At 68.0% G+C, this 21,774-nt stretch carries 22 protein-coding genes; 10 read left to right on the top strand and 12 right to left on the bottom strand.

The window, feature by feature from the left end; all coding sequences use genetic code 11:
- Nucleotides 1–10: 10 nt before the first annotated feature.
- The gene (locus RCP80_RS12815; RefSeq protein ID WP_308478020.1) at nt 11–355 is read right to left on the bottom strand and encodes an RNA polymerase-binding protein RbpA; all 345 of its coding nucleotides are present in this window, start codon (nt 353–355) and stop codon (nt 11–13) included.
- Nucleotides 356–509: 154 nt separating this feature from the next.
- Between RCP80_RS12815 and RCP80_RS12810 the strand changes: the two genes are divergently transcribed.
- A complete protein-coding gene (locus RCP80_RS12810) occupies nt 510–839 on the top strand; it encodes a hypothetical protein (RefSeq protein ID WP_308478019.1) in 330 nt (109 codons plus the stop codon).
- On the opposite strand, the gene RCP80_RS12805 is transcribed toward RCP80_RS12810, so the two are convergent.
- The gene (locus RCP80_RS12805) at nt 840–1,532 is read right to left on the bottom strand and encodes a hypothetical protein (RefSeq protein WP_308478018.1); all 693 of its coding nucleotides are present in this window, start codon (nt 1,530–1,532) and stop codon (nt 840–842) included.
- Nucleotides 1,533–1,570: 38 nt separating this feature from the next.
- Between RCP80_RS12805 and RCP80_RS12800 the strand changes: the two genes are divergently transcribed.
- The 4 genes from RCP80_RS12800 (at nt 1,571) to RCP80_RS12785 (ending at nt 7,967) form a co-directional block, all read left to right on the top strand.
- Entirely contained in the window at nt 1,571–3,076 is a 1,506-nt protein-coding gene (locus tag RCP80_RS12800) for a carboxylesterase/lipase family protein (protein WP_308478017.1), read from the top strand.
- A 50-nt stretch (nt 3,077–3,126) separates the two neighbouring features.
- A complete protein-coding gene (locus RCP80_RS12795; RefSeq protein ID WP_308478016.1) occupies nt 3,127–5,067 on the top strand; it encodes a primary-amine oxidase in 1,941 nt (646 codons plus the stop codon).
- A gap of 21 nt (nt 5,068–5,088) precedes the next feature.
- Nucleotides 5,089–7,074, top strand: a complete 1,986-nt coding sequence (locus tag RCP80_RS12790) for a DUF7064 domain-containing protein (protein ID WP_308478015.1) — start codon at nt 5,089–5,091, stop codon at nt 7,072–7,074.
- A 68-nt stretch (nt 7,075–7,142) separates the two neighbouring features.
- Nucleotides 7,143–7,967 (top strand): alpha/beta fold hydrolase, encoded by an 825-nt coding sequence (locus tag RCP80_RS12785; RefSeq protein WP_308478014.1) that lies wholly within the window; start codon nt 7,143–7,145, stop codon nt 7,965–7,967.
- Here the strand turns inward: RCP80_RS12785 and RCP80_RS12780 are convergent.
- The 3 genes from RCP80_RS12780 to RCP80_RS12770 are packed head-to-tail and all read right to left on the bottom strand — an operon-like array spanning nt 7,957 to nt 9,983.
- A complete protein-coding gene (locus tag RCP80_RS12780) occupies nt 7,957–8,475 on the bottom strand; it encodes an RDD family protein (RefSeq protein ID WP_308478013.1) in 519 nt (172 codons plus the stop codon). The genes RCP80_RS12785 and RCP80_RS12780 overlap by 11 nt on opposite strands.
- 44 nt (nt 8,476–8,519) lie before the next feature.
- Entirely contained in the window at nt 8,520–9,356 is an 837-nt protein-coding gene (locus RCP80_RS12775) for a DoxX family protein (RefSeq protein ID WP_308478012.1), read from the bottom strand.
- A gap of 54 nt (nt 9,357–9,410) precedes the next feature.
- The gene (locus tag RCP80_RS12770) at nt 9,411–9,983 is read right to left on the bottom strand and encodes a TetR/AcrR family transcriptional regulator (protein WP_308478011.1); all 573 of its coding nucleotides are present in this window, start codon (nt 9,981–9,983) and stop codon (nt 9,411–9,413) included.
- 83 nt (nt 9,984–10,066) lie between these two features.
- Here RCP80_RS12770 and RCP80_RS12765 point away from each other — a divergent pair, with 83 nt between their 5' ends.
- On the top strand, nt 10,067–10,753 hold the full coding sequence (locus RCP80_RS12765) for a class I SAM-dependent methyltransferase (protein WP_308478010.1): 687 nt from the start codon (nt 10,067–10,069) through the stop codon (nt 10,751–10,753).
- Between the two features lie 10 nt (nt 10,754–10,763).
- Here the strand turns inward: RCP80_RS12765 and RCP80_RS12760 are convergent, their stop codons facing one another.
- Genes RCP80_RS12760 through RCP80_RS12750 form a run of 3 tightly spaced genes read right to left on the bottom strand, consistent with a single transcriptional unit; the run spans nt 10,764 to nt 13,784 of the window.
- Nucleotides 10,764–11,834 (bottom strand): MMP endo-(1,4)-3-O-methyl-alpha-D-mannosidase, encoded by a 1,071-nt coding sequence (locus tag RCP80_RS12760; protein WP_308482826.1) that lies wholly within the window; start codon nt 11,832–11,834, stop codon nt 10,764–10,766.
- Nucleotides 11,821–12,552 (bottom strand): class I SAM-dependent methyltransferase, encoded by a 732-nt coding sequence (locus tag RCP80_RS12755; RefSeq protein ID WP_308478009.1) that lies wholly within the window; start codon nt 12,550–12,552, stop codon nt 11,821–11,823. Before RCP80_RS12755 ends, RCP80_RS12760 begins: the two co-directional genes overlap by 14 nt.
- Nucleotides 12,546–13,784, bottom strand: coding sequence for an MMP alpha-(1->4)-mannosyltransferase (locus tag RCP80_RS12750; RefSeq protein WP_308478008.1), 1,239 nt, complete (start codon nt 13,782–13,784; stop codon nt 12,546–12,548). Before RCP80_RS12750 ends, RCP80_RS12755 begins: the two co-directional genes overlap by 7 nt.
- A gap of 206 nt (nt 13,785–13,990) precedes the next feature.
- On the opposite strand from RCP80_RS12750, the gene RCP80_RS12745 reads away from it, so the two are divergent.
- The 3 genes from RCP80_RS12745 to RCP80_RS12735 all read left to right on the top strand — a co-directional run bounded on the left by RCP80_RS12745 (nt 13,991) and on the right by RCP80_RS12735 (nt 15,860).
- Nucleotides 13,991–14,230, top strand: a complete 240-nt coding sequence (locus tag RCP80_RS12745; protein ID WP_308478007.1) for a DUF6400 family protein — start codon at nt 13,991–13,993, stop codon at nt 14,228–14,230.
- Nucleotides 14,231–14,517: 287 nt separating this feature from the next.
- Nucleotides 14,518–15,090, top strand: a complete 573-nt coding sequence (pncA, locus tag RCP80_RS12740) for a pyrazinamidase PncA (protein ID WP_308478006.1) — start codon at nt 14,518–14,520, stop codon at nt 15,088–15,090.
- Between the two features lie 2 nt (nt 15,091–15,092).
- Complete coding sequence (locus RCP80_RS12735) at nt 15,093–15,860, top strand: ketosteroid isomerase family protein (RefSeq protein ID WP_308478005.1); 768 nt, start codon at nt 15,093–15,095, stop codon at nt 15,858–15,860.
- A 3-nt stretch (nt 15,861–15,863) separates the two neighbouring features.
- On the opposite strand, the gene RCP80_RS12730 is transcribed toward RCP80_RS12735, so the two are convergent.
- From RCP80_RS12730 to RCP80_RS12715, 4 genes are read right to left on the bottom strand one after another with little or no spacing between them, the layout of a single operon-like run.
- Nucleotides 15,864–16,730: an ABC transporter permease gene (locus RCP80_RS12730; protein ID WP_308478004.1), complete on the bottom strand. Its 867-nt coding sequence runs from the start codon at nt 16,728–16,730 to the stop codon at nt 15,864–15,866.
- On the bottom strand, nt 16,727–17,602 hold the full coding sequence (locus tag RCP80_RS12725) for an ABC transporter permease (RefSeq protein WP_308478003.1): 876 nt from the start codon (nt 17,600–17,602) through the stop codon (nt 16,727–16,729). Before RCP80_RS12725 ends, RCP80_RS12730 begins: the two co-directional genes overlap by 4 nt.
- 22 nt (nt 17,603–17,624) lie before the next feature.
- Nucleotides 17,625–18,791: a polyamine ABC transporter substrate-binding protein gene (locus RCP80_RS12720; protein ID WP_308478002.1), complete on the bottom strand. Its 1,167-nt coding sequence runs from the start codon at nt 18,789–18,791 to the stop codon at nt 17,625–17,627.
- Nucleotides 18,792–18,836: 45 nt separating this feature from the next.
- Nucleotides 18,837–19,970: an ABC transporter ATP-binding protein gene (locus RCP80_RS12715; protein WP_308482825.1), complete on the bottom strand. Its 1,134-nt coding sequence runs from the start codon at nt 19,968–19,970 to the stop codon at nt 18,837–18,839.
- 269 nt (nt 19,971–20,239) lie between these two features.
- Here RCP80_RS12715 and RCP80_RS12710 point away from each other — a divergent pair, with 269 nt between their 5' ends.
- Nucleotides 20,240–21,772: a class I adenylate-forming enzyme family protein gene (locus RCP80_RS12710; RefSeq protein ID WP_308478001.1), complete on the top strand. Its 1,533-nt coding sequence runs from the start codon at nt 20,240–20,242 to the stop codon at nt 21,770–21,772.
- The last annotated feature ends 2 nt before the right edge of the window (nt 21,773–21,774 follow it).

Here is a 21,774-nt window from a genome sequence, read left to right as displayed (position 1 = left end):
CCGGCCGCGGTCAGCTGCTGCTGCCGCGGCGGCGGGTCTTGATGATGTCGAGGCGCTCCTTGAGCAACTCCTCGAGTTCCTCGATGGAACGCCGCTCCAACAGCATGTCCCAGTGCGTGCGCGGGGGCTTGACCTTCTTCGCCTCGGGCGCCTCGCCCTCGAGCAGGGTGCCCTCCAGGCCGTTGCGGCACAGCCAGGTGCCGGGGATCTCGGCGTCGTCGGCGAACGGGACGTCGAACTCCTCGCCGTTGTCGGTCCGGTACCGCGCGATCTGACGGGGCGCCAGGTCGTGGTTGCGGTCGGTCTCGTAACTAACTGCACCGAGGCGGCTGCCCCTCAAGACACGATCAGCCATCGTCATCACTCCTCATCAGCGCAAACTGCGCAAAACCTCTGGGATGTCAACGCATCAGGCGCCAGCGAAGTTCCCTGGCATTCGCTCGACGCGATCAAGTTCAACGATCAAGGATACCGGGAAACCCGGGCATCGAAGTCTAGAGTCGGTTTCCGTGGCACGTCGCAGCCGTCCGCAACCCTGCCGGTGGTGCGGCAGGGAAGTCGTTGAAACCCCGATGGGTCGCCGTCGGCAGTACTGTCGGCAATCCTGTCGGCAGCGCGCCTACGAGCAACGCGCGCAGGTCAAGGGCACCGCGCTGCCCACCGATGCCGTCGTGCTGTCGGCCGAGGAGGCGGCTCAACTCTCCGACCGCGTCTATCAGGTCAGGTGCGCGGCCGAGGATGTAGCAACGGCGGTCGACGAGGGTGCCGACGGTGCCGAACTGCGCGAGTTGTGCGCCGCGCTGCTCGATGCCGCCAAGGCCGCCGACGGCTGGCGTTGACTACGGACAGGCGTATCGCACGCCGACGAACTGCGGGGGTTCGACCTCGCGCAGGCAACCGAACGGTTCGACGCCCGCGTCACTGAGACCCACCGCCGTGCGGTGCGCGAAGTTGACGCAGAACAGCCCGTCCGGGTCCGAGCGGCACTGATAGTCGCCGAACCGCAGCGTGCTGCCGTAGGGCAGTTCGGTGCCGGTCCCGAGCCGGAACTGCCCCGGGTCCGCCCGCACCGATCCCACCTGGACGGCTGCACCGTCGAAATCGACCCATCCGCCGACCCACTCGCCGTAGGCCTCGGCCGGCCGCGGCGGGGGATCGGTCAGGCTCACCAGGCAGGCCAGCGCGCCGTCGGATTTCTCGTCGGTCATGCACTGGGTCTTGCCCGACGGCGTGACGAATGCGACGTAATCACCCAGCGACGTGGTGACGCCGTCCCGGGTGGCGCTGTGAAAGTCCGCGGTGTCACCGACCGTGCCGGCGTCGATCCACGCGGTCACCGCCGGTATCGGCGCACCCGGGGTCGGAGCGGTGGTCGCGATGGTGGTGCTCGTGGTCGTCGCAGGTGAAGATGGTGCCGCCGAGGTCGGGCGCGGCGAGATCGGGGTCAGGCTCGACGGCGACGTAGCGTCGTCGTCGGCACCTGAGCACCCCGCCAGCAGTAGCAGCGCTGCGGCCAACACGAGTTTCCGCATGCCCGCCACGTTAGCGGGCGATTCGCTACGGTCGACGTATGCACGATCGCATCGTCCGCGTGTCGACCGAATCAGGTCTGGTGGAGGGCTTCACCCGCGACGGCGTCCACCGCTGGCGCTCCATCCCGTATGCCCAACCGCCGGTGGGTCAGTTGCGCTACCGCGCGCCGCAACCCGCTCGGCCCTGGCGCGGGGTGCGGCACTGCCACGCGTTCGCCAACTGCGCGCCGCAGCAGCGCATGTACACGATGACCGGGCCCGGCCGATACCAGCCGATGAGCGAGGACTGCCTGACCCTGAACGTGGTCGCGCCGGAAGCGCCCGCGGGGGAACCGCTGCCGGTCATGGTGTTCATCCACGGCGGCGCCTACCTGCTGGGCAGTTCGGCGACGCCGATCTACGACGGTGCCGCGCTGGCGCGCAGGGGCTGCGTGTACGTCTCGGTCAACTATCGACTGGGAGCGCTGGGGTGCCTGGACCTGTCGGCATTGTCGACACCGGAGCATCCGATTGAATCGAACCTGTTCCTGCGCGATCTGGTGTTGGCGTTGCAGTGGGTGCGCGACAACATCGCGGCCTTCGGTGGCGATCCGGGCAACGTCACGATCTTCGGGGAAAGCGCCGGCGCCCAGGCCGTCCTCACGCTGCTGGCGGTACCTGCCGCCGAAGGGCTATTCGCGCAAGCGATCTCGGAGAGTCCCGCGGCGGGGATGAGCAGCTCGCGGGAGATCGCCGCCGCCTACGCGGAACGTTTCGCCGCGTTGATGGGGGTGCGCCGGGCCGACGCCGCAGCCGCACTGATGCGCGCGCGTCCCCGCGATCTGGTCAATGCGCTGGATCAGTTGGTGGCCAACACCGCCGACGAGATCCTCGGCGCGTTTCCGGCCGGGCCGACCTACGGCGACGAGGTGCTGCCGGTCGAACCGATGGCCGCAATGCGCTCCGAGCAGGCCGCGGCGGTGCCGTTGATCGTCGGCACCAACGCCGACGAGGGCCGGTTGTTCACCCGATTCCTCAAGCTGTTGCCCACCACCGAACACGCCGTCGAAGCGGTGCTGGGCGGCGCCGGTGCGGCCACCCGGGATCGGATCATCGACGCCTATCCGGACTATCCGGCGCGCAACGCCTGCATCCGGATCGGTGGGGACTTCGCGTTCGGCGCCGCGGCCTGGCAGGTCGCCGAGGTGCGGGCCGCGCACGCCCCCACCTACGTGTACCGCTACGACTACGCGCCGCGCCCGCTGCACTGGTCGGGCCTGGGCGCCACCCACGCCACCGAACTGTTCGCGGTCTTCGACATCTACCGGACCCGGTTCGGGGCGGCGTTGACGTTGGCCGGTGACCGCAGCGCGGCCCGTCGGGTGAGCCGCGACGTGCAGTCGCGCTGGCGGGAATTCGCGCGCACCGGCCGCCCCGGCGACGGCTGGCCGGCCTACACGCTGACCGAGCGTCCGGTGATGGCGTTCGACCGCCGATCCCGGGTGGAATACGATCCGCATCCGGAACGGCGCAGCGCCTGGAACGGTTTCCTGCTGACCAACTGAATCCGGTCAAATTCACCCCTGCGACTCGGGCTTGCGCCGAGGATGGGTGGATGAGCGAGCATCCGCTGGACCCGCTGTCGGCCGACGAGTTCACCGCGGTGGCCGATATCCTGCGCCGTAGCCGCGGGGTCGGTACCGGCTGGCGCATCACGAGCATCGAGATGCTCGAACCGAGCAAGGCCGAACTTGCCGGGTTCGCCGCCGCCGGAACGTGTCCGGCGCGCCGGGCCGTGGCGCTATACCTGGACCGCACGGCGAACGCGACCTACAAGTCGGTGGTGTCACTGAGCGACCACCGCATCGAGTCCTTCGAGCATATCCCAGGGGTACAGGCCAACTTCACCGTCGACGAATTCGCCGAGTGCGATCAGATGCTGCGCGCCCATCCCGACGTGATCGCGGCGCTGGCCAAACGCGGGATCACCGACATGTCACTGGTATTCATGGACACCTGGACCTACGGCGAAGCCGTGGCACCGCCGGAATACCGCGACCGGCGGCTCGGCTGGTCGGACACCTGGGTCAAGAAGGAACCCGGCGCCAACCCGTATGCGTGCGCGGTCAGCGGATTTCACTGCGTCATCGACCTGAACGCGATGGAGTTGCTGCGCATCGAAGACACCGGCCCGTTCTCCGAAGGGGTGCCGCAACCGGTCACCATGGGCGAGTACCTGCCGGCGCGGATCCCGGAGTTGTTGCGCAACCGCTGGCAGCGCGAGCCGCTCAAACCGCTGGAGATCACGCAGCCCGAGGGGCCGTCGTTCACCCTGGATGGCAACCTGTTGCGCTGGCAGAACTGGAGTGTGCGAATCGGTTTCAATCACCGCGAGGGCATGACGCTGCATCAGGTCAGCTACCGCGATGGGGACCGGGAGCGCACGGTGGCACACCGGATGTCATTCGCCGAGATGATGGTTCCGTACCGCGACCCCACCGACGACCATTACCGGCGCACCGCGTTCGACATCGGGGAGTGGGGCCTGGGGTTCATGACCACCTCCCTGGAACTCGGCTGCGACTGCCTCGGCGAGATCCGCTACCTCGACGCCACCCTGCATGACAGCACCGGGGCGCCCTATCTGATCCGCAACGCGGTGTGCATCCACGAGGAGGACAACGCGGTGTTGTGGAAGCACGTCGACCACGACACCGGTGCCGCGGTGCGCCGGATGCGCCGTCTGACCGTGTCGTGCCACGTCACGGTGGCCAACTACGAGTACCTGGTCTACTGGCGGTTTCATCAGGACGGCAACATCGAATGCGAGGTGCGGGCCACTGGGATCATGGTGACCACGCCGCTGGCGCCGGGCGCCGAGCATCCCAACGGCACCCTGGTCGACGAGCGCACCTATGCGCCGTTCCACCAGCACTTCCTGGTGGCACGCCTCGACCTCGACGTCGACGGCACCGACAACACGGTGTTCATGACTGAGTCCGTCGCCGAACCGATGGGCCCGGACAATCCCTACGGCCTGTCGGTGGTGCAGCGCAACGTGGCGTTGCGCACCGAGCGTGACGGCATGCAGGACATGAACTTCGCGACGCAACGGGCCTGGAAGGTCGTCAACACCAACGTCGTCAACGGCCTGGGCACCCACCCGTCCTACCAGCTCGTTCCCGGCGGTGCCATCCCGGCGATGTTCGACCCGGCCTCACCGGTGTTCCAGCGCGCGACAGCGATCGGCCACACCCTGTGGGTGACCCCGAACAGCCCCGACGAACGCTGGCCCGCAGGCGAGTTCGTCAACCAGTCCAGCACCGACACCGGCCTGGGCGCCTGGACCAGGGCCAACCGGTCCATCGAGAACACCGACGTGGTGTTGTGGTACGTGTTCGGCATCCACCACATCACCCGGCCCGAGGAGTGGCCGATCATGTCGGTCGACGTGGTGTCGTTCTGGCTCAAACCCGCGGGCTTCTTCGACCGCAATCCGGCCCTCGACGTTGCGGCCGATCCCGCGGCCTGCCAGGCCGGCAGCGAGCGTACTTGACACCTGTCCTAGGTTGAGGGCGTGGAGAGTCATGTCAATGCAGCCGTGATCGAACGCCCCACCGATCTGACCGCGCAGTGGTTGACCGAAATACTCGGCGCGGGCACGGTGGAGTCTTGGGACACCGAACGCATCGGCACCGGCCAGATGAGTGAGTGCTACCGCGTCACGCTGCGCTACGCCGACGGGTCGACCGGGCCCGCCTCGGTCGTGCTGAAGGTCGCCGCCGCCGAACCGACCAGCCGGGAGACCGGGCTGAACCTCGGGCTCTACGAACGCGAGGTCCGGTTCTACACCGACATCGCCCCCCGCCTGACCGGGCCCATCGCGCACTGCTACCACGCCGCGTTCGACCCCGAGACCGGCATCTTCGACCTGGTCCTCGACGACGCCGCGCCCGCGGTGGCCGGCGACGAAATCCGCGGCGCCAGCCTCGATCAGGCTTTGCTGGCCGTCACCGAACTCGGCCGCATCCACGGTTCGTTGCGCGGGGACACCACCGCGGCCGAGGCCGACTGGCTCAACCGGGACGCCCCGGTCGATCAGGCTCTGCTCGGCGCGCTCTACGCCGCGTTCACCGACCGCTACGCCGGGCGGATGAGCGACGAGCAGCGCATGATCTGCGACCGGCTGGTCGCAAGCTTCGACGAGTACATGGCCGCCCAGTCCGAGGATCAGCAGGGTCTGGTGCACGGCGACTATCGGCTGGACAACCTGCTGTTCGGGGAGCCGGGGGCACAGCGCGCGCTGACGGCCGTCGATTGGCAGACCGTGACGTGGGGGCCGGCGTTCATCGACCTGGCCTATTTCCTGGGATGTGCGCTCCCGATCGAGTTGCGCCGGGCGAACTTCGACGCGTTGATCCGCGCCTACCTCGACGGACTCGGCCCCGAGTCGGGACTCGTCGAGGCCGATGTGCGCGAAGGGGTGCGCCGGCAGAGCTATTTCGGAGTGATGATGGCGATCGTCTCCTCGATGCTGGTGGGGCAGACCGAACGCGGCGACCAGATGTTCATGACGATGCTGGAGCGGCATTGCGCGCAGGTGCTCGACACCGACGCGCTCGCGGTGCTGCCGGCGCCGAGCACCCCGGAACTGTTGTCTCCCAGCGAGTCCGACGAGTTCCCACACCAGCCGACCGATGAGGCGCTGTGGAACGAGAGTTGGTACTTCGACTTCATCGATCCGGCCGCGGGCATTGGCGGCTGGATCCGGCTGGGCCTGTATCCCAACGAGGACCACGCGTGGGTCAACGCGCTGCTGTGCGGACCGGACCTGCCGACCATCGCGCTGACCGATTTCCGGGCCGAGATTCCAGCAGAGCCCTTCGCGGTGCGCACCGCCGACGTCGCCATGACCCAGGACGTGCTGGAACCGTTGCGGCGCTACCGCGTCACGGTCACCGGGAGCGGTCAGGTCTTCGATGATCCGGCCGGGCTATTGCGCGGTGAACAGGGCCGGGCCGCCCGGGTGTCGATGGATCTGGAGTGGACCACCGTGGGTAGGCCGTACCAGTACCGGATCACCCCGCGCTACGAGATCCCGTGCACCGTCACCGGAACGGTCACCGTGGACGACAACACCTACACCGTGACCGATGTCCCCGGCCAGCGTGACCACTCCTGGGGAGTGCGGGACTGGTGGAGCATGGAGTGGGTATGGAGCGCGCTGCACCTCGACGACGGCACCCGCCTGCACGGTGTCGACATCCGGATCGACGGTATGCCGCCCATCGGGATCGGCTACGTGCAGCACGGCACCGAACTGATCGAGCTGCAATCGGTCGGCGCTCAGGAATCCTTTGCTGCCAACGACTTACCGGTCTCGACCACGCTGACGCTGCAGCCCACCGGGCTGGTTGCCACCGCCGAGGTGGTGGCCCACGCCCCGGTGCGGCTCGAATCGCTGGACGGCAAGGTCAGTCAGTTTCCCCGCGCCTGGGCGCGGATAACGATGGCAGACGGACGAACCGGAGTCGGTTGGCTGGAATGGAACCGCAACCGCTGAGCACCGGTTAGGTTGAGGCTGTCGCAGCGATAGCGCACGACATCCGACCATCCCATCGGAGGCCAGCCGTGCCCGTGATCACCACCGCACCCGGTGTCGAGATCTTCTACAAGGACTGGGGGTCGGGGCAGCCGATCGTGTTCAGTCACGGCTGGCCGTTGTCGGCGGATGACTGGGACACCCAGATGCTGTTCTTCCTGGCGCACGGTTACCGGGTGATCGCCCATGACCGGCGCGGCCACGGGCGCTCCACCCAGGTCGCGGACGGGCACGACATGGACCACTACGCCGACGACCTGGCCGCCCTCACCGCAGCGCTGGACCTGCGCGACGCGGTCCACATCGGGCACTCCACGGGCGGCGGTGAGGTGGTGCACTATCTGGCTCGGCACGGCGCGAGCCGGGCCGCCAAGGCGGTGTTGATCAGCGCCGTGCCGCCGTTGATGGTCCAGACCGACACCAATCCCGGCGGCCTGCCGCGCGCGGTGTTCGATGACCTGCAGGCTCAATTGGCGGCCAACCGCTCGGAGTTCTTCCGCGCGCTGCCGGCGGGCCCGTTCTACGGCTTCAACCGGCCCGGCGTGGAATCGTCGGAAGCCATCATCGAGAACTGGTGGCGTCAGGGCATGATGGGCGGCGCCAAGGCGCACTACGACGGCATCGTGGCGTTCTCACAGACCGACTTCACCGAGGACTTGCGGAAGATCGAGGTCCCGGTGCTGGTCATGCACGGCGACGACGACCAGATCGTGCCGTATGCGGCCTCGGGTCCGTTGTCGGCCGCGTTGCTTGCCAACGGAACCTTGAAGACCTATCCGGGCTTTCCGCACGGCATGCCGACCACGCAGGCCGACACCATCAACGCGGACCTGCTTGAATTCGTCAGGTCGTGACGACCTGGGTGCCCCCGGCCATCTCGTCGTGCTTGCCCTGCTTGGTGGAGCTGCCACTGATGGTCACCGCGATCACGATGTAGGCGATCGGCGCCAGCACCCAGCCCAGGCAGGGGATGAGCTGCAACAGCGTGAACAGGTTGCGGACCGCCGCCTGTCGCGCATCCGGCTTCGCCGCACCGCCGGGGCCGCGCACGCTCAGGCCGAGCAGCCTCTTGCCCGGCGTCCAGCCCTTGTTCGACTCGAACAACACGAAATAGGCAAAGGTCAGCAGGCCGGAGAACAGGCCGGTCACCATGATGCCGGTGTTCATCCCGGCGACCTGACCGTCGCCGAGACCACCGAAGATCCAGCCCAGCAGGCCCACCGCGATGCTGACGATGACGCCGTCGATGATGCGGGCCAGAAACCGCATTCCGAGTCCGCCGGGTTTGACACCGGGCGGGGGATACCCGCCCGGCTGCCCGTACTGCGGTCCGTTATAGGGGTCGAAGTCTCCAGTGGACATGCGGCCAATCTACCGCCGCGGCAACGAAACCGTGCCGAACTGGGTCAGTGCCCACGCCGGGCGCGCGCCCGTTTGCGCGCCTCCACGGCGACTTCCTCGCCCTGATGCCTGGCCGCCTGGGCGAGTTCACCGCCGCGTTCGCGGGCCACCTCGGCCCACTCGGCCCCGCGCTCACGGGCGGTGCCGGCAAGCTCACCGCCGCGTTCGCGGGCCACCTCGGCCAACTCGCCGGCCAATTCCGCGCCGCGTTGGCGGGCCGTCGCGAGCACGGGCGCACCGCGCTCGGCGGCGACGCTGGCAAGTTCCTTGCCCCGCTCGGCGCCGGTGTGCAGGCCTTCGCTGAGCCGGTGCCCGACCCGCTCGCCGAGTTCGCTGTCGAGCAGGGCGTGCGAGGACCCCGAACTCGGCAACGCCGAGGTGACGGTGTCGCCGAGCTTGGCGGCCGCGCGCCGGCCGCGCCATCCCAGCGAGGGCTTGCCCGCGGTATCGGCGGAGGCGATCATCAGTCCGCCCAGCAGGCTGACGTCGGTGAGGAACTCCCGCCGTTTCTGCGCCTTGCGTTCGGGGTCCGTCTCGTTCCAGAACATGTGGGCACCAAGGTTTCCCGGGACGATCGTGGCGGCCAGTGCGGCCGCGGCGAGCCGGGGGACCTTGCCGGTGGCCAGCAACAACCCGCCGCCGATCTGGACGGCGGCGTTGATCTGGGCCACGGTTTCCGCATTCTGGGGGACGTTGGACGACACGGGTTCGGGCAGCTTCTGCAACCCGTCCAGCGCGGGCTGCGCCGCGTCCGCGGCGGGTTTGGGGCTTCGGAGCGCCTCCACCCCCTGGCCGATGAATGCGGCAGCCAACAACGGACGGGCGATTCTGCGTAGCAACATGTCCCGGGGTGTTCCCCGCGGCGTCGCAGCACAAACCTCGGCCGAAGCCGGCGCTCAGGCCAGCAGCAGCCGAGCCGAGCGGTCCAGCACGTCGGCGATCTGCTGATACGAGGCGTGGCCCATGCCGGCGCGCACCAGCGCCCCGGCGTAGAGCAGGTCCAACGAATCGACGAGTCGGGGATCGGCCTCGGGGCCGAGCGCCGCCGCGAGTCGCTTGTTGATCTCCGCGCCTATCCGCGATCGAAGGTGCACGACGTCGGGGTCCCTGCCCAGCAGCGCCGTGCTGACGGCACCGGCGAGTTCGGGTTCATCGGCCAGCAGCAGCGCGATGTGGCGCAGAACGCCGACCACCCGGTCCGCCGGATCGGGGGACTCGCTGGGTGGCGTCGGGGTGGCGGCCAGTCGACGCCAGAACACCTCGGCGACCAGATGTTCCTTCGACGAGAAATACGTGTAGGCGGTGGCGGCGCCGACGCCGGCCTCGGCGGCGACCATGCGGATGGTCAGGCCGGCGAATCCTTCGCGGCTGAGCACTTCGACCGCACACCGTCCAAGTCGGTCCACGGTGTCGGCTTGTTTGGCCGTCAGGCGACGTCGTGTCGCCTCCCGAGTTACCGGTTCGGACACATGTCCGGACGCTACTACAACGCCGGTTGGGCAGCAAGAATGCTCGCTGGCCACCGGCATTGCCGGCACGATAGGTTTCCTCCATGACCGATACCGACATCGACACCGGCGCGCAAACTCCCGAGCCCACCCGGCGGCTGTTCGAACTGGCCGACCGCGTGATCGGATTCATGCCCGCCGACGAAGGCCGGGCGCTGTACGAGGCGGCGCGCAGCTACCTCGGCGGCGGAGCGGGCGTCGAGATCGGCACGTACTGCGGCAAATCCACGGTGCTGCTCGGGGCGGCCGCGGCCGAGACCGACAGCGTCCTCTACACCATCGACCATCACCACGGCTCTGAGGAACACCAGGTCGGTTGGGACTACCACGACGCCACGATGGTCGATCCGAAGACCGGTCTCTTCGACACCTTGCCGACCTTCCGGCATACCCTCGACGAGGCGTCGCTGCCGGACAATATCGTTGCGGTGGTGGGAAAGTCGGCGGTGGTCGCGCGGCATTGGCAGACACCACTGCGGCTGCTGTTCATCGACGGCGGGCATACCGAGGAGGCCGCGCACCGGGACTTCGACGGCTGGTCGAGATGGGTGCAGCGCGGCGCGGCGCTGGTGATCCACGACGTCTTCCCCAACCCCGACGACGGCGGCCAGGCGCCCTATCAGATCTACCGGCGGGCGCTCGAAAGCGGCCAATTCCGTGAGGTTTCGGCGACCGGGACCCTGCGGGTGCTCGAACGCATCGCCGGCGAGGCGGGCCGGTCGGTGCGCTGAGTGGCGTTGCTCAGCGCTGGGCGCTGACGCACACGCAGTCGAAGCTGCCGTCCAGTCCGCGGGGCAGTTCCTCGCTCGCGAAGATCGCCGCGCCCGCGGTGGCACCGGCCAGCGCGTCGGCGGCCAAGATCATCGCGGCCCCGGTCCAGGTGGTGCGCTCCACCGGCCAGCGCTTGCCGTCGGCATAGACCAGACCGGTCCAGTAGGAGCCGTCGCGCTCGCGTAGATGCTGCATGTTCGCGAACTGTTCCTGGGCCCGGTCCCGATCGCCGAGCGTGTCCAGCGCCAGTACCAACTCGCAGGTTTCGGCGCCGGTCACCCACGGCCGGTCATCGACGCACCGGATGCCCAGTCCTTCGACCACGAACTGATCCCAGCGCGCATCGATGCGGTCCTCGGCCTGCTGCCCGCGCATCGCGCCGCCGAGGATCGGGTAGTACCAGTCCATCGAGTGGTGCGGCTTCTCTGTGAAGGACTCCGGATGGGCGACGATGGCGTGCCCGAGGCGTCCCAGCGCCAGTTCCCACTCGGGCTGGGCCCGGTCCAGGTGATTGGCCAGTGCGACCGCGCATCGGATGCTGTGATAAATGCTGGCCGAGCCGGTGAGCAGCGCCTCCGGCAACGGGCCGGATCGGGAACGGGCCCAACATATCTCGCCGCCGCGAAGTTGCAGTCCCAACACGAAGTCGATGGCCTTCGACACGGTCGGCCACATCAACTCCGCGAATGCGTCGTCCCCGGTCACCAGGACGTGATGCCACACCCCAGTGGCGATGTACGCGCAGAAGTTGCTGTCGCTGTTGGCGTCCTCGATGACCCCGGCCCGGAACTGGATGGGCCAGGATCCGTCGTCGCGCTGCTGCAGTCGCGACCATTCGTAGGCCCGCCGGGCCGGTTCCAACAGTCCGGCGGTGGTCAAGGCCATCGCACATTCGACGTGATCCCAGGGGTCGGTGTGTCCGGTCCGCGACCACGGGATGGCCCCGGAGGCCTCCTGGGTGTCGGCGATCGATACGGCGGTTTCGCGGCACTGGGCGGCGCTGAGCACGCCCGGCACCTCCGGCAGGTCAGACCAGGACAACATCCACCGCCGGTTTCTCGAAGTACAGCGCGACGCTCTTGCCGATCAGCGGATTCAGCGTGGCCTCCGCGACTCGGGTGAGCAGCGGCCGCTGCATCATGTCCCATACCAACAGCCGGTGGTAGGTGCTCACCGCCGGATGTTCGGTCTCTTCCACGCCCACAGCGCATTTGAGCCACCAGAACGGCGAGTGCAGGCTGTGCGCGTGATGGGTGTGGGTGAACTTCAGGCCGCGCGACGCGATCTTCTCGCGCAACTCGCTGGCCTTGTAGATGCGGATGTGCCCGCCCTCGTTGGCATGGTATTCGTCCGACAGGGCCCAGCAGATGCGTTCCGGCAGCCAGCGCGGCACCGTCACGGCCAGCTTGCCGCCCTTCTTCAGGACCCGGGTCAGCTCGGCGATGGCGGCGTCGTCCTCCGGGACGTGTTCGAGGATCTCCGAGGCGATCACACAGTCGAAGGTGCCGTCCTCGTAGGGCAATTCCAGCGCATTGCCCACCACCGCCTCGGCCCGCGCCGACGCCGGCACCTCACCGGCCTCGGACATCGCCTCGAACATCGTGGTGACCTCGGCCATGTCGTCCGCGCTCTGGTCGAACGCGATCACATCTGCGCCGCGGCGGTAGGCCTCGAAGCTGTGCCGACCGGCACCGGCGCCGACGTCGATCACCTTGGTCCCGGGCCCGACACCGAGCCGGTCGAAGTCGACCGTCAGCATGCGCGGCGCCGTTCGATGGCCCGCTGATACACGGAGACGGTCTGGGCGGCAACGGATTCCCAGCTGTAGACGTCGAGCGCCCGCTGTCGGCCCGCGATGCCGATGCGGTAGCGGCGTTCCGGCGAGTCCAACAGGCTGCCCAGCGTGGCGGTGAGTTCCTCGACGTCGCCGGGGGTCACCAGCTCGGCGCAGGCACCCTGGGTGCCCAGCACCTCCGGCAGCGCGCCGGCCCGGCTCGCGACGATCGGCGTGCCGCTGGCCATCGCCTCGACGGCGGGCAGCGAAAAGCCCTCGTACAGCGAGGGGATGCAAGCGATTTCGGCCGACGCCAGCAGCGCGGCCAACTCGGCATCGGAGACGCCGCTCGAGATGTGCACGATGTCGGCGATCCCCAGTTCGGCGATCATCTTCTGCGTGGGACCGTTGCTTTCCAGCCGGGCCACCAGCTGCAACTCGACGTCGCGTTCGGTGCGCAGCTTGGCCACCGCCTGCAGCAGATTCGAGACACCCTTGAGCGGAACGTCGGCGCTGGCGATGGCGATGATCCGGCCCGGCACCCGCGGCGCCAGGGTCGGGGCGAAGACCGTGGTGTCGACGCCGAGGGGCACCACGCGCAGCTGATCGGGCCGCACGCCGAAGTCCTCGGCGATATCGGCGGCCGAACTGCTGGACACCGTCAGCAGGTCCGGAATCTTCTTCGCCACCCGCTTCTGCATCTCCGCGAATCCATACCAGCGGTGCACGACGGGCTTGCGCCACCACGGCGCGGCCGCCAGGTCCAGGACCCGATCACGGGTGATGGGGTGGTGCACGGTGGCCACGACGGGCAGGCCCGAGGCGGCGATCGTCAACAAACCGGTGCCCAGGCTCTGGTTGTCGTGCACGACGTCGAAGTCGTTGCGGCGGTCGGCCAGCAGGCGGGCCGCACGCAGCCCGAAGGTCCGGGGTTCGGGGAATCCGGCGGTCCACATGGTCGCCAGCTCGAGCAGGTCGATGCTCGTGCGGATCTCGCTGGGACGCGGAATCCGGAACGGGTCCGGCTCGCGGTACAGGTCCAGGCTGGGCACCTTGCACAGCGTGACGCGGGGATCCAGACCGTCGGGATAGGGCTGCCCGGAGAACACCTCGACGTCGTGACCCAACTCGACGAGGCCGCGGCTGAGGTGGCGGACGTAGACACCCTGGCCGCCGCAATGGGTCTTGCTGCGATACGACAGCATTGCGATCCGCATGCTCAGGCCACCCCGCTGTTCTTTCTGGACATGTGTCCAGACCTTAATTCGCTGAGCTAGCCAGTGCAACGAGTGGGCGCCGGACCGGCGCCGTTCCCAGCTCGACCAGGGCGATTTCGGCCCCGGCCGCGCTGTGAGACATCTCACGCCGTCATCCGACGCCACGGCTTGCGGAACCCAATGCCTTAGGGCAGCCTTACCTACCTATGGCATCTGATCCGGCGCTCACCTTCGCCTTTGACCTGCGCCTCGACGAGGCTCGTCGCCGCACCGCGGTGGTGTCTGCCCTCGGTGCGGACTGGGACCCGATCCGCGTGCTCGCCGACGAGCAGCGCGCCGAAGACCTCCTGTATTCGGGTCTCGACGCCGAACAGCAACGCATCTATGACGAGTTGGTGAGCGCCGGGGTGCTGCCGGGACGGGCTGTTGATCGTGCTGCCGATTGATCCGGATGCCGATTTCAGTCGCCGCGCGTGGCTGCCGTGCCCGCACTGCGATCACGGCTCGGCCTGCCACGACTGCGGGTCCGGGCGCAACTGTGTGACGCACTGGCAGTACCTACTGAGTAATCGGGGCACCCTCGTGCACCTGCAGTGTCCCGGCTGCACGCAGGTGTGGTCGACCGACACCCGCCGGCGAGCACGGGGCAGCCGGCGCGGGGCCGCCTGAGCGGGATCCGACCACCGCTGCGCGGCCCGTTTCACTGTGCCGCCGGAGCCGATACGGTGGGGGCATGCGTGCGCTGGTCATCGTCGACGTCCAGAACGACTTCTGCGAGGGCGGCTCGCTGGCGGTGGCCGGGGGTGCCGCACTGGCCGGCGCGATCAGCTCCCGGCTGGCGGGTGCCCACGGTTACGACCACGTCGTGGCCACCAAGGATTTCCACATCGATCCCGGAGCGCACTTCTCGGCCGATCCCGACTATCGGACGTCGTGGCCGCCGCATTGTGTCGCCGACACCGCCGGCGCCGAGTTCCACCCGGACCTGGCCACCGGCGCCATCGAGGCCGTGTTCTGCAAGGGCGCCTACACCGCGGCCTACAGCGGGTTCGAAGGTAGCGACGAGGCCGGCACCCCGCTCGAGGAATGGCTGCGGCGCCGCGGTGTCACAGCGCTCGACGTGGTGGGGATCGCGACCGACCACTGTGTGCGGGCGACCGCCCAGGACGCGGTGCGCGCGGGCTTCGACACCCGGGTGCTGCTGGATCTGACCGCGGGAGTGGCCGCCGAGTCGACCGCCGAGGCGATATCGGCGTTGCGCGCCGGTGCCGTCGAAATAGTCGCGGACTCCGCGGATCTGCGCTGACGATGACCCTCGAGGACACCCACCTGATGGAGGTGGTCGAGCGCTCCCCGGCGGCCGCCGGCCGTCGCGATCGGCACGGCTGGGTCGCGTTGTTCACCGCCGACGGCAGCGTGGAGGACCCGGTCGGATCCCAGCCGCACGTCGGGCACACCGCGCTCGGGCGGTTTTTCGACACGTTCATCGCGCCGCGGAGCGTCGTGTTCCACCGCGATCTCGATATCATCTGCGGCGACACCGTCATCCGTGATCTGACCCTGGGCATCGAGATGGGCGCCGGGGTGACGATGGCGGTCCCGGCGGTGCTGCGCTACCGGCTGCGCGCGGTCGACGAGGAGCTCAAAATCGCGTCGCTGCGCGCCTATTGGGAGCTGCCGCCGATGCTGATGCAATTCCTGGGCCACGGTGTCTCGGCGCTTCCGGCCGGTCTGACCCTGACCCGGACGCTGCTGGCCAATCAGGGCCTCGGCGGTGCGCTGGGCTTCCTGCGTGGCCTGCGCCGCCCCGGACCGCACCAACGCGAAGCGCTGGTGGAGGCGCTGACCGCGCTGTCGGTCGGCGACGAGTTGGCCGTCCGCCGCAGCCTCGGTACGGCCGAGGTCGCGGTGGACCTCGACGAACTTCGCACCCAGTTCTACGGCGCCAGTTGGGAAAAGGTGATCGCGGCGGGCCGATCGGTGACCGCGACGGTGCACACCGTGGACCGACGGATGGTGGTCATCGCCGAATTCGCCGCCCGCGCGGCCATCGAACGCCTCGAGGTGTTCGGCTGAATCTCAGGTGTCGCGCTTACGCCGGTAGAGGGTGCCCACCGCCAGCAACGCCAGACTGACCACCAGGATCACCGTCGCCAGCACATCGATCTGCGGCGGCACCGCGGCCTTGGTCGCGGCGTGGACGTAGAGCGGGTAGGTCACCGTCGACCCGCTGACGAAATACGTGATGATGAAGTCGTCGAGCGAGAGCGCAAAGGACAGCATCGCGGCGGCGACGATGCCCGGAACAATCAGCGGCAGTGTCACTTTGACGAACGTTCGGGCCGGACTCGCGCCCAGATCCAGCGAGGCGTCCTCGAGCGTCCAGTCGAAGCCACGGACCCGGGCGCGCACCGTCAGCGCGATGAAGCTGATCTGGAAGGCGACGTGCGCGATGACGATCGTGATGAACCCGCTGGCCCAACCGAGATCGAGGAACAGCGTCAGCAGCGAAGCGCCCAGCACCACCTCGGGCGCGGTCAGGGGCAGCACCAGAAACGCCTCCACGCCCTTGCTGCCGCGGAACCGCTGACGCACCAACGCGATTGCCAGCAGGGTGCCGAGCACGAGGGCGATCGCGGTCGAGATCGCGGCCACCGCAAGGCTCATCTGCAGCGCCTTGGTCAGCGCGGGGTACTTGAACGGGTCGGCCCAGTTCTCCAGCGTGAAGCCCTGCCAGGTGTAGTTGAACTTGCCCGCCGGTTTGTTGAACGAGAACAGCACGATCACGAAGATCGGCAGGAAGATGTAGAGCATCACCAGCGCGGCGATCGCGCGCAGCACCAGATCGCCGATCTTGCCCGAACTCAGGCGGCGCCGGGACCGCACCCGGGTGGTCGACTCGGCCGGGGGAGTGTCGGGGCCGGTGGTGGCGACGGTGATGCTCATACCAAGTCCTCCGTACCCAGCGCCCTGGTGTAGGACAGCACGCCGGCCAGGATCACCGCCATCAGCATGAAACTCAGCGCCGCCGCAGCGGGATAGTCCTTGACCACCAGGAATTGCTTCTGGATGACGTTTCCGATCATCGTGGTCTGGGTGCTGCCCAGATAGTCGGCGTTGATGAAGTCACCCACCGCCGGGATGAAAACCAGCATGCTGCCGGCGATCACACCGGGCATCGACAGCGGCAGAATCACTTTCCGGAACGCCCGGAAGCTCGACGAATACAGATCTCGGGAGGCCTCCAGCAGGCGGGCGTCGATCTTCTCCAGGCTCACATACAGCGGCAGGATCATGAAGATCACCCAGTTGTAGATCAATCCGCCGATCACGGCCCAACTGGTGGATAGCAACCGGCCCTCGTCGGGCAGCATGCCGATGGCACCCAGCGCACTCACCACGAACCCGTCGTCGGCCAGGATGGTCTTCCACGCCAGCGTGCGGATCAGGAACGTGACGAAGAACGGCAGGATGACCAAACCCAGCAGCAGGCTCTTGAACCGACTGGCCTTGAAAGCGATGACGTAGGCCAGCGGATACGAAATCAGCAGGCACACAACGGTTGCGGTCAACGCATAACCCAGCGACCGAAGGATCTGGTCCTGGTAGGCGGTGAAGGCGTCGACGTAGTTGCCGAAGTCCCAGGCGAACGTCAACGTCGGGAGGTACACCGACCCGCCCGACGTCGACAGCGAGGTCTGGAACAACGACCAGAACGGAATGACGAAGAACACCGCCAGGTAGGCCAGCGCCGGCAGGATCATCAGATAGGGCGCGACCTTGCTGCGTTGTCGGCCGCTGCTGGCGACCCCCGCCATCTAGGGGCCCTCCGTCATCGCGTCACGCCCCGGTGACTTCGGCGTAGGCGGCGTTGAACTGCTGAGTCTGCTCGTCGGTCAGCGCGGGCCAGGACTGCAGTTTGGCCAGCACCTCTTGGGGCGGGTTGACCAGCGGGTTGGCGGCCACCGCGGGGTCGATCTTGGCCAACTCGTCGGTCATCTCGGACAGCACCGGCACGAACTGGGTCGCCGCAACCAATTTCGCGTAGTTCGCCCGGTCGTAGACATAATCGATCCAGGCCTCCGCGCCCTTCTGGTTCCGCGTGGTGTACGGGATCACCTGGTTGTCGATGAACCAGGTTCCGCCGGAATCGGGCACCACGAACTCCAGGTCCGGGTTGTCGGCCTGCAACTGCACCACATCACCCGAATATGCCTGCGCCACCACGACATTGCCGGCCGCCAAGTCGTCGCCGTAGTCGTTGCCGGTGAACCGGCGGATCTGACCGCTGTCCTTGTGCTCCCGGATCAGATCGACGGCCTTCTGGATGGACTCCGGTGTCGGTTCGGCCAGCGAACTGCCTTGCGCGAGCATCACCAGCCCGAGCCCGTCCTGCATGTCCGACAACAGGCTGACCTGGCCCTTGAACGCGGGATCCCACAGGTCGTCCAGCGTGGTGATCGGCCGCCCGGTAGCCGCCCTGTTGTAAGCGATCCCCACCATGCCGGACATGTAGGGCGCCAGGAACCTGCGACCGGGATCGATGGCGGCGTCGGCGAGATCGGTGCGCAGGTTCTTCTTGTTCGGGACCCGGTCCTCGCTGATCTCGTTGAGCCACCCGAGTCCCATCAGCCGCGCGGCCATGAACTCGCTGGGGATCACCAGATCGGCACCGATGTCCTGCTTGCGCGACAACGGTTCCTTGTATTTGGCGAACCATTCCTCGTTGTCGTTGAAGTCTTCCTTGTAGTCGACGGTCAGCCCGCTGGCCGTCTGGAACGCGGCCACGAAGCCGTCGGCCATGTAGTAGGGCCAGTTGGAGATGCGCAACGTACCGGTCGCCGGGGATCCGTCGTCGGGCGGGGCGCTGGCGGGACTGCCGGATCCGTCCTCGGAGCCGCAGGCGGCCAGGAACGACGGGCCGAGCACCAATGCGGCGGCCGCGGCGGCGCCACCGCCGAGGAAGCGGCGCCGGGAGGCGCGGTTGTCAGGGGAGGTGTGGGCCATGGCCGCGGGAGCCTTTCGTCGGTGGGAAAACGGTGTGCGGAAGTGTCAGGTGTCGCCGAGCATTTCCTCGAGGTCCTCGGCGGTGGGGATGTCGGCGGCCGGCAGCACGAGCGACGCGGCGGGAGCCCAGGCCACGTACACCCGGTCCCCGGGGCGCAGCATCGGCAGCTGCTGGTCGGTCCCGACGTGGGCGACGATCGGCGACCCGTCGGCCGCGGCGAGCGACAGCCGCAGCACGGGTCCCTGGAACGTGAGGTCGGTCACCGTGGCCGGCACCGAAATCAGTTCGCCGCCTGCGGGTTCCATCGACACCCGGACCCGTTCGGGGCGCACCATCAACGTCGCGTGGCCGCCGCTTTCGATCGTGGTGTCCCCGGGAGTCGCCGCGAGCTTGGTGCCGAGCACCTCGACCTCGACGAAGTCGCGGTTCAGCCGCCCGGTTTGGCGACCGTGCCACAAGTTGGCCTGACCGATGAAGCTCGCCACGAAGACGGTGGCGGGCCGGTCATAGATCTCGGTGGGGGTACCGATCTGTTCGACCCGGCCGGCGTTCATCACCGCGATCCGGTCGCTCATCGTGAGCGCCTCCTCCTGATCGTGGGTCACGTAGACGAACGTGATGCCGAGTTCCCGTTGGATGCGCTTGAGCTCGAACTGCATGACGTGGCGCAGTTTGAGGTCCAGGGCCCCGAGCGGTTCGTCGAGCAGCAGCGCGCTGGGGTAGTTGACCAGGGCGCGCGCCAGGGCCACCCGCTGCTGTTGGCCACCGGAGAGCTGGCCGGGTTTGCGCTGGGCGAAGTCGGTCAGGCGTACCACCTCGAGCAGTTCATCGACCCGGCGCTGGACTTCGCCCTTGCCCTTGGTCTTGTCCACCTTCTGGCTGCGCGGGCCGTAGGCGACGTTGTCCCACACCGTCATGTGCGGGAACAGCGCGTAGTGCTGGAAAACGGTGTTGACGTTGCGTTTGTGCGGCGGCATGTGCGAGACGTCGCGACCTTCGAGGCGGATCGCGCCGGTGGTCGGCGTCTCGAACCCGGCGATCATCCGCAGCGTGGTGGTCTTACCGCAGCCCGAGGGCCCGAGCATCGAGAAGAATTCACCGGCACCGATCGAAAAGTCGGCATCCTCGACGGCCACGTAGTCGTCGAAACGCTTGACCACATGCTCGATCTCGACCACCGGCTGCCCGGGTGCACGCCGGGCGCCGTGTTCGAGTTGCGGTTCGCTGGCCTCGGTGCCGATCTTCGTCAGGACAAAGCCTCCTCGTGTGATGGGCGCCGCCCGAGCCACTCGGTGCGTGAACGGGTGCGTTTACTCTCACCCATCGGCGGGGTCCTCGCAACCGATTCCGTCATGATTCCTGCTCGAATCGATGGAATCTGTTGCTTCTGGCCTGCCTGGCGGCGGAACTCAGAGATGGATCCGGCTGCATTACTCTTGGCTACTCGATGGGCACAGTGCAGCAGGCGACGTCGGACCCGCAGACCTTCTGGGGTGTGGTGGAAAGTGCCGCCCGGCGCCATCCGGGCCGCACCGTGCTGGTCGACGACTACGGGCGCAGCCTGGATTCGCGGGCTTTGCACGGCGCGGCCGTTTCGACCGCGGCGATGTTGACCACGCATGGCGTCGGTCCCGGCAGCGTCGTGTCCTGGCAGCTGCCCACCTCGCTCGAGACCATGGTCGTGATGGCGGCGCTGGCCCGGCTGGGCGCGGTCCAGAACCCCATCCTGCCGATCTGGCGGGAACGCGAACTCCGCTTCGCCACAACGCAACTCAACACTGAATTCTTGATCATCCCGGGCCGTTGGCGGGACTTCGACTACCGGGAACTGGCCGGGGCGGCAACCGCGGACTCCGCCGTCTCGCTCATCGTCGTCGACCACGACGCGCCGGCCGAACCCGGTGCGCTGCGGCTGCCCACGCATGCGGCCGACATCGTTGCGGCACCGCCGCGCGATCCCGACGAGGCACGCTGGGTGTACTACTCGTCGGGCACCACCGCGGAACCGAAGGGGATCCGGCACAGCGACCGGTCGGTGATCGCCGGAACCGCGGGGGTGGTGGCCATGGTCGGGGCGGGCAGCACCGACTGCTATCCGATAGCGTTCCCGATCTCGCACATCGGCGGTGCGGCGATGTTGGCGGCCGCGCTGCTGACCGGGATGCGGTTGGTGTTGTTCGACCATTTCGATCCGCGCTCGACGCCGGAGGCGATCGCGCGGCACCGACCCACGCTGCTCGGCACGGCCACGCCGTTCTTCGTCGCGTACCTCGATGCCCAACACCGCCGCGGCGACAGCCCAATGTTCCCGGCGCTGCGGGGCTGCATCGGGGGCGGCGCGCCGATCACCTCCGAATTGGGCCGACAAGTCCGAAACACGTTGGCGGTGCCGGGGATTGCCAACTCATGGGGACTCACCGAGTTTCCGGTGGCCACCTCACCGGCGCTCGATGCCGCCGCTGCCGTGCTGGACCACACGGTGGGGCCGCCGGTGCCCGGCGTGGAAGTCCGCGTGGTCGACGGTGAACTGCGCCTCAAGGGTCCGCAGCGTTTCCTGGGCTATGTCGACGAGTCGCTCGACGCCGATGCGTTCGATGATGAGGGCTGGTTTCGCAGCGGCGACCTGGGCCGCATCGACGCTGCGGGCAACGTCGTGGTGACGGGGCGCAGCAAGGATGCGATCATCCGCAACGCCGAGAACATCTCGGCACTGGAGGTGGAAGGCGTGCTGGCCACGCATGCCGGTGTGCGCGACGTCGCGGTGATCGGGGTGCCCGACGGCCGCACCGGCGAACGGGTATGCGCCGTCGTCGTCGCCGAACCCGGCGCCTCGATCTCGCTGCAGAGCCTCGCAATGCACTGCCGGCGCGGCGGCCTGAGCCGGCACAAGACCCCCGAACGTCTGGAGTTCGTCGAGGGGTTGCCGCGCAATCTCACCGGCAAAGTGCTCAAGACCGAGCTGCGACATCGGTTCGGTTGAGC

Source organism: Mycolicibacterium sp. MU0053 (assembly GCF_963378095.1).
Taxonomy (GTDB): domain Bacteria; phylum Actinomycetota; class Actinomycetes; order Mycobacteriales; family Mycobacteriaceae; genus Mycobacterium; species Mycobacterium burgundiense.
Note: the sequence above shows the minus strand (reverse complement) of the source record. Positions and strands in the feature narration are given on the sequence as shown.

Coding starts and splice junctions, on each gene's coding strand:
- RCP80_RS12815 (WP_308478020.1), bottom strand. CDS start 355: ATGGCTGATCGTGTCTTGAGGGGCAGCCGCCTCGGTGCAGTTAGTTAC.
- RCP80_RS12805 (WP_308478018.1), bottom strand. CDS start 1,532: ATGCGGAAACTCGTGTTGGCCGCAGCGCTGCTACTGCTGGCGGGGTGC.
- RCP80_RS12800 (WP_308478017.1), top strand. CDS start 1,571: ATGCACGATCGCATCGTCCGCGTGTCGACCGAATCAGGTCTGGTGGAG.
- RCP80_RS12795 (WP_308478016.1), top strand. CDS start 3,127: ATGAGCGAGCATCCGCTGGACCCGCTGTCGGCCGACGAGTTCACCGCG.
- RCP80_RS12780 (WP_308478013.1), bottom strand. CDS start 8,475: ATGTCCACTGGAGACTTCGACCCCTATAACGGACCGCAGTACGGGCAG.
- RCP80_RS12775 (WP_308478012.1), bottom strand. CDS start 9,356: ATGTTGCTACGCAGAATCGCCCGTCCGTTGTTGGCTGCCGCATTCATC.
- RCP80_RS12765 (WP_308478010.1), top strand. CDS start 10,067: ATGACCGATACCGACATCGACACCGGCGCGCAAACTCCCGAGCCCACC.
- RCP80_RS12755 (WP_308478009.1), bottom strand. CDS start 12,552: ATGCTGACGGTCGACTTCGACCGGCTCGGTGTCGGGCCCGGGACCAAG.
- RCP80_RS12750 (WP_308478008.1), bottom strand. CDS start 13,784: ATGCGGATCGCAATGCTGTCGTATCGCAGCAAGACCCATTGCGGCGGC.
- RCP80_RS12745 (WP_308478007.1), top strand. CDS start 13,991: ATGGCATCTGATCCGGCGCTCACCTTCGCCTTTGACCTGCGCCTCGAC.
- pncA (WP_308478006.1), top strand. CDS start 14,518: ATGCGTGCGCTGGTCATCGTCGACGTCCAGAACGACTTCTGCGAGGGC.
- RCP80_RS12735 (WP_308478005.1), top strand. CDS start 15,093: ATGACCCTCGAGGACACCCACCTGATGGAGGTGGTCGAGCGCTCCCCG.
- RCP80_RS12730 (WP_308478004.1), bottom strand. CDS start 16,730: ATGAGCATCACCGTCGCCACCACCGGCCCCGACACTCCCCCGGCCGAG.
- RCP80_RS12725 (WP_308478003.1), bottom strand. CDS start 17,602: ATGGCGGGGGTCGCCAGCAGCGGCCGACAACGCAGCAAGGTCGCGCCC.
- RCP80_RS12720 (WP_308478002.1), bottom strand. CDS start 18,791: ATGGCCCACACCTCCCCTGACAACCGCGCCTCCCGGCGCCGCTTCCTC.
- RCP80_RS12710 (WP_308478001.1), top strand. CDS start 20,240: ATGGGCACAGTGCAGCAGGCGACGTCGGACCCGCAGACCTTCTGGGGT.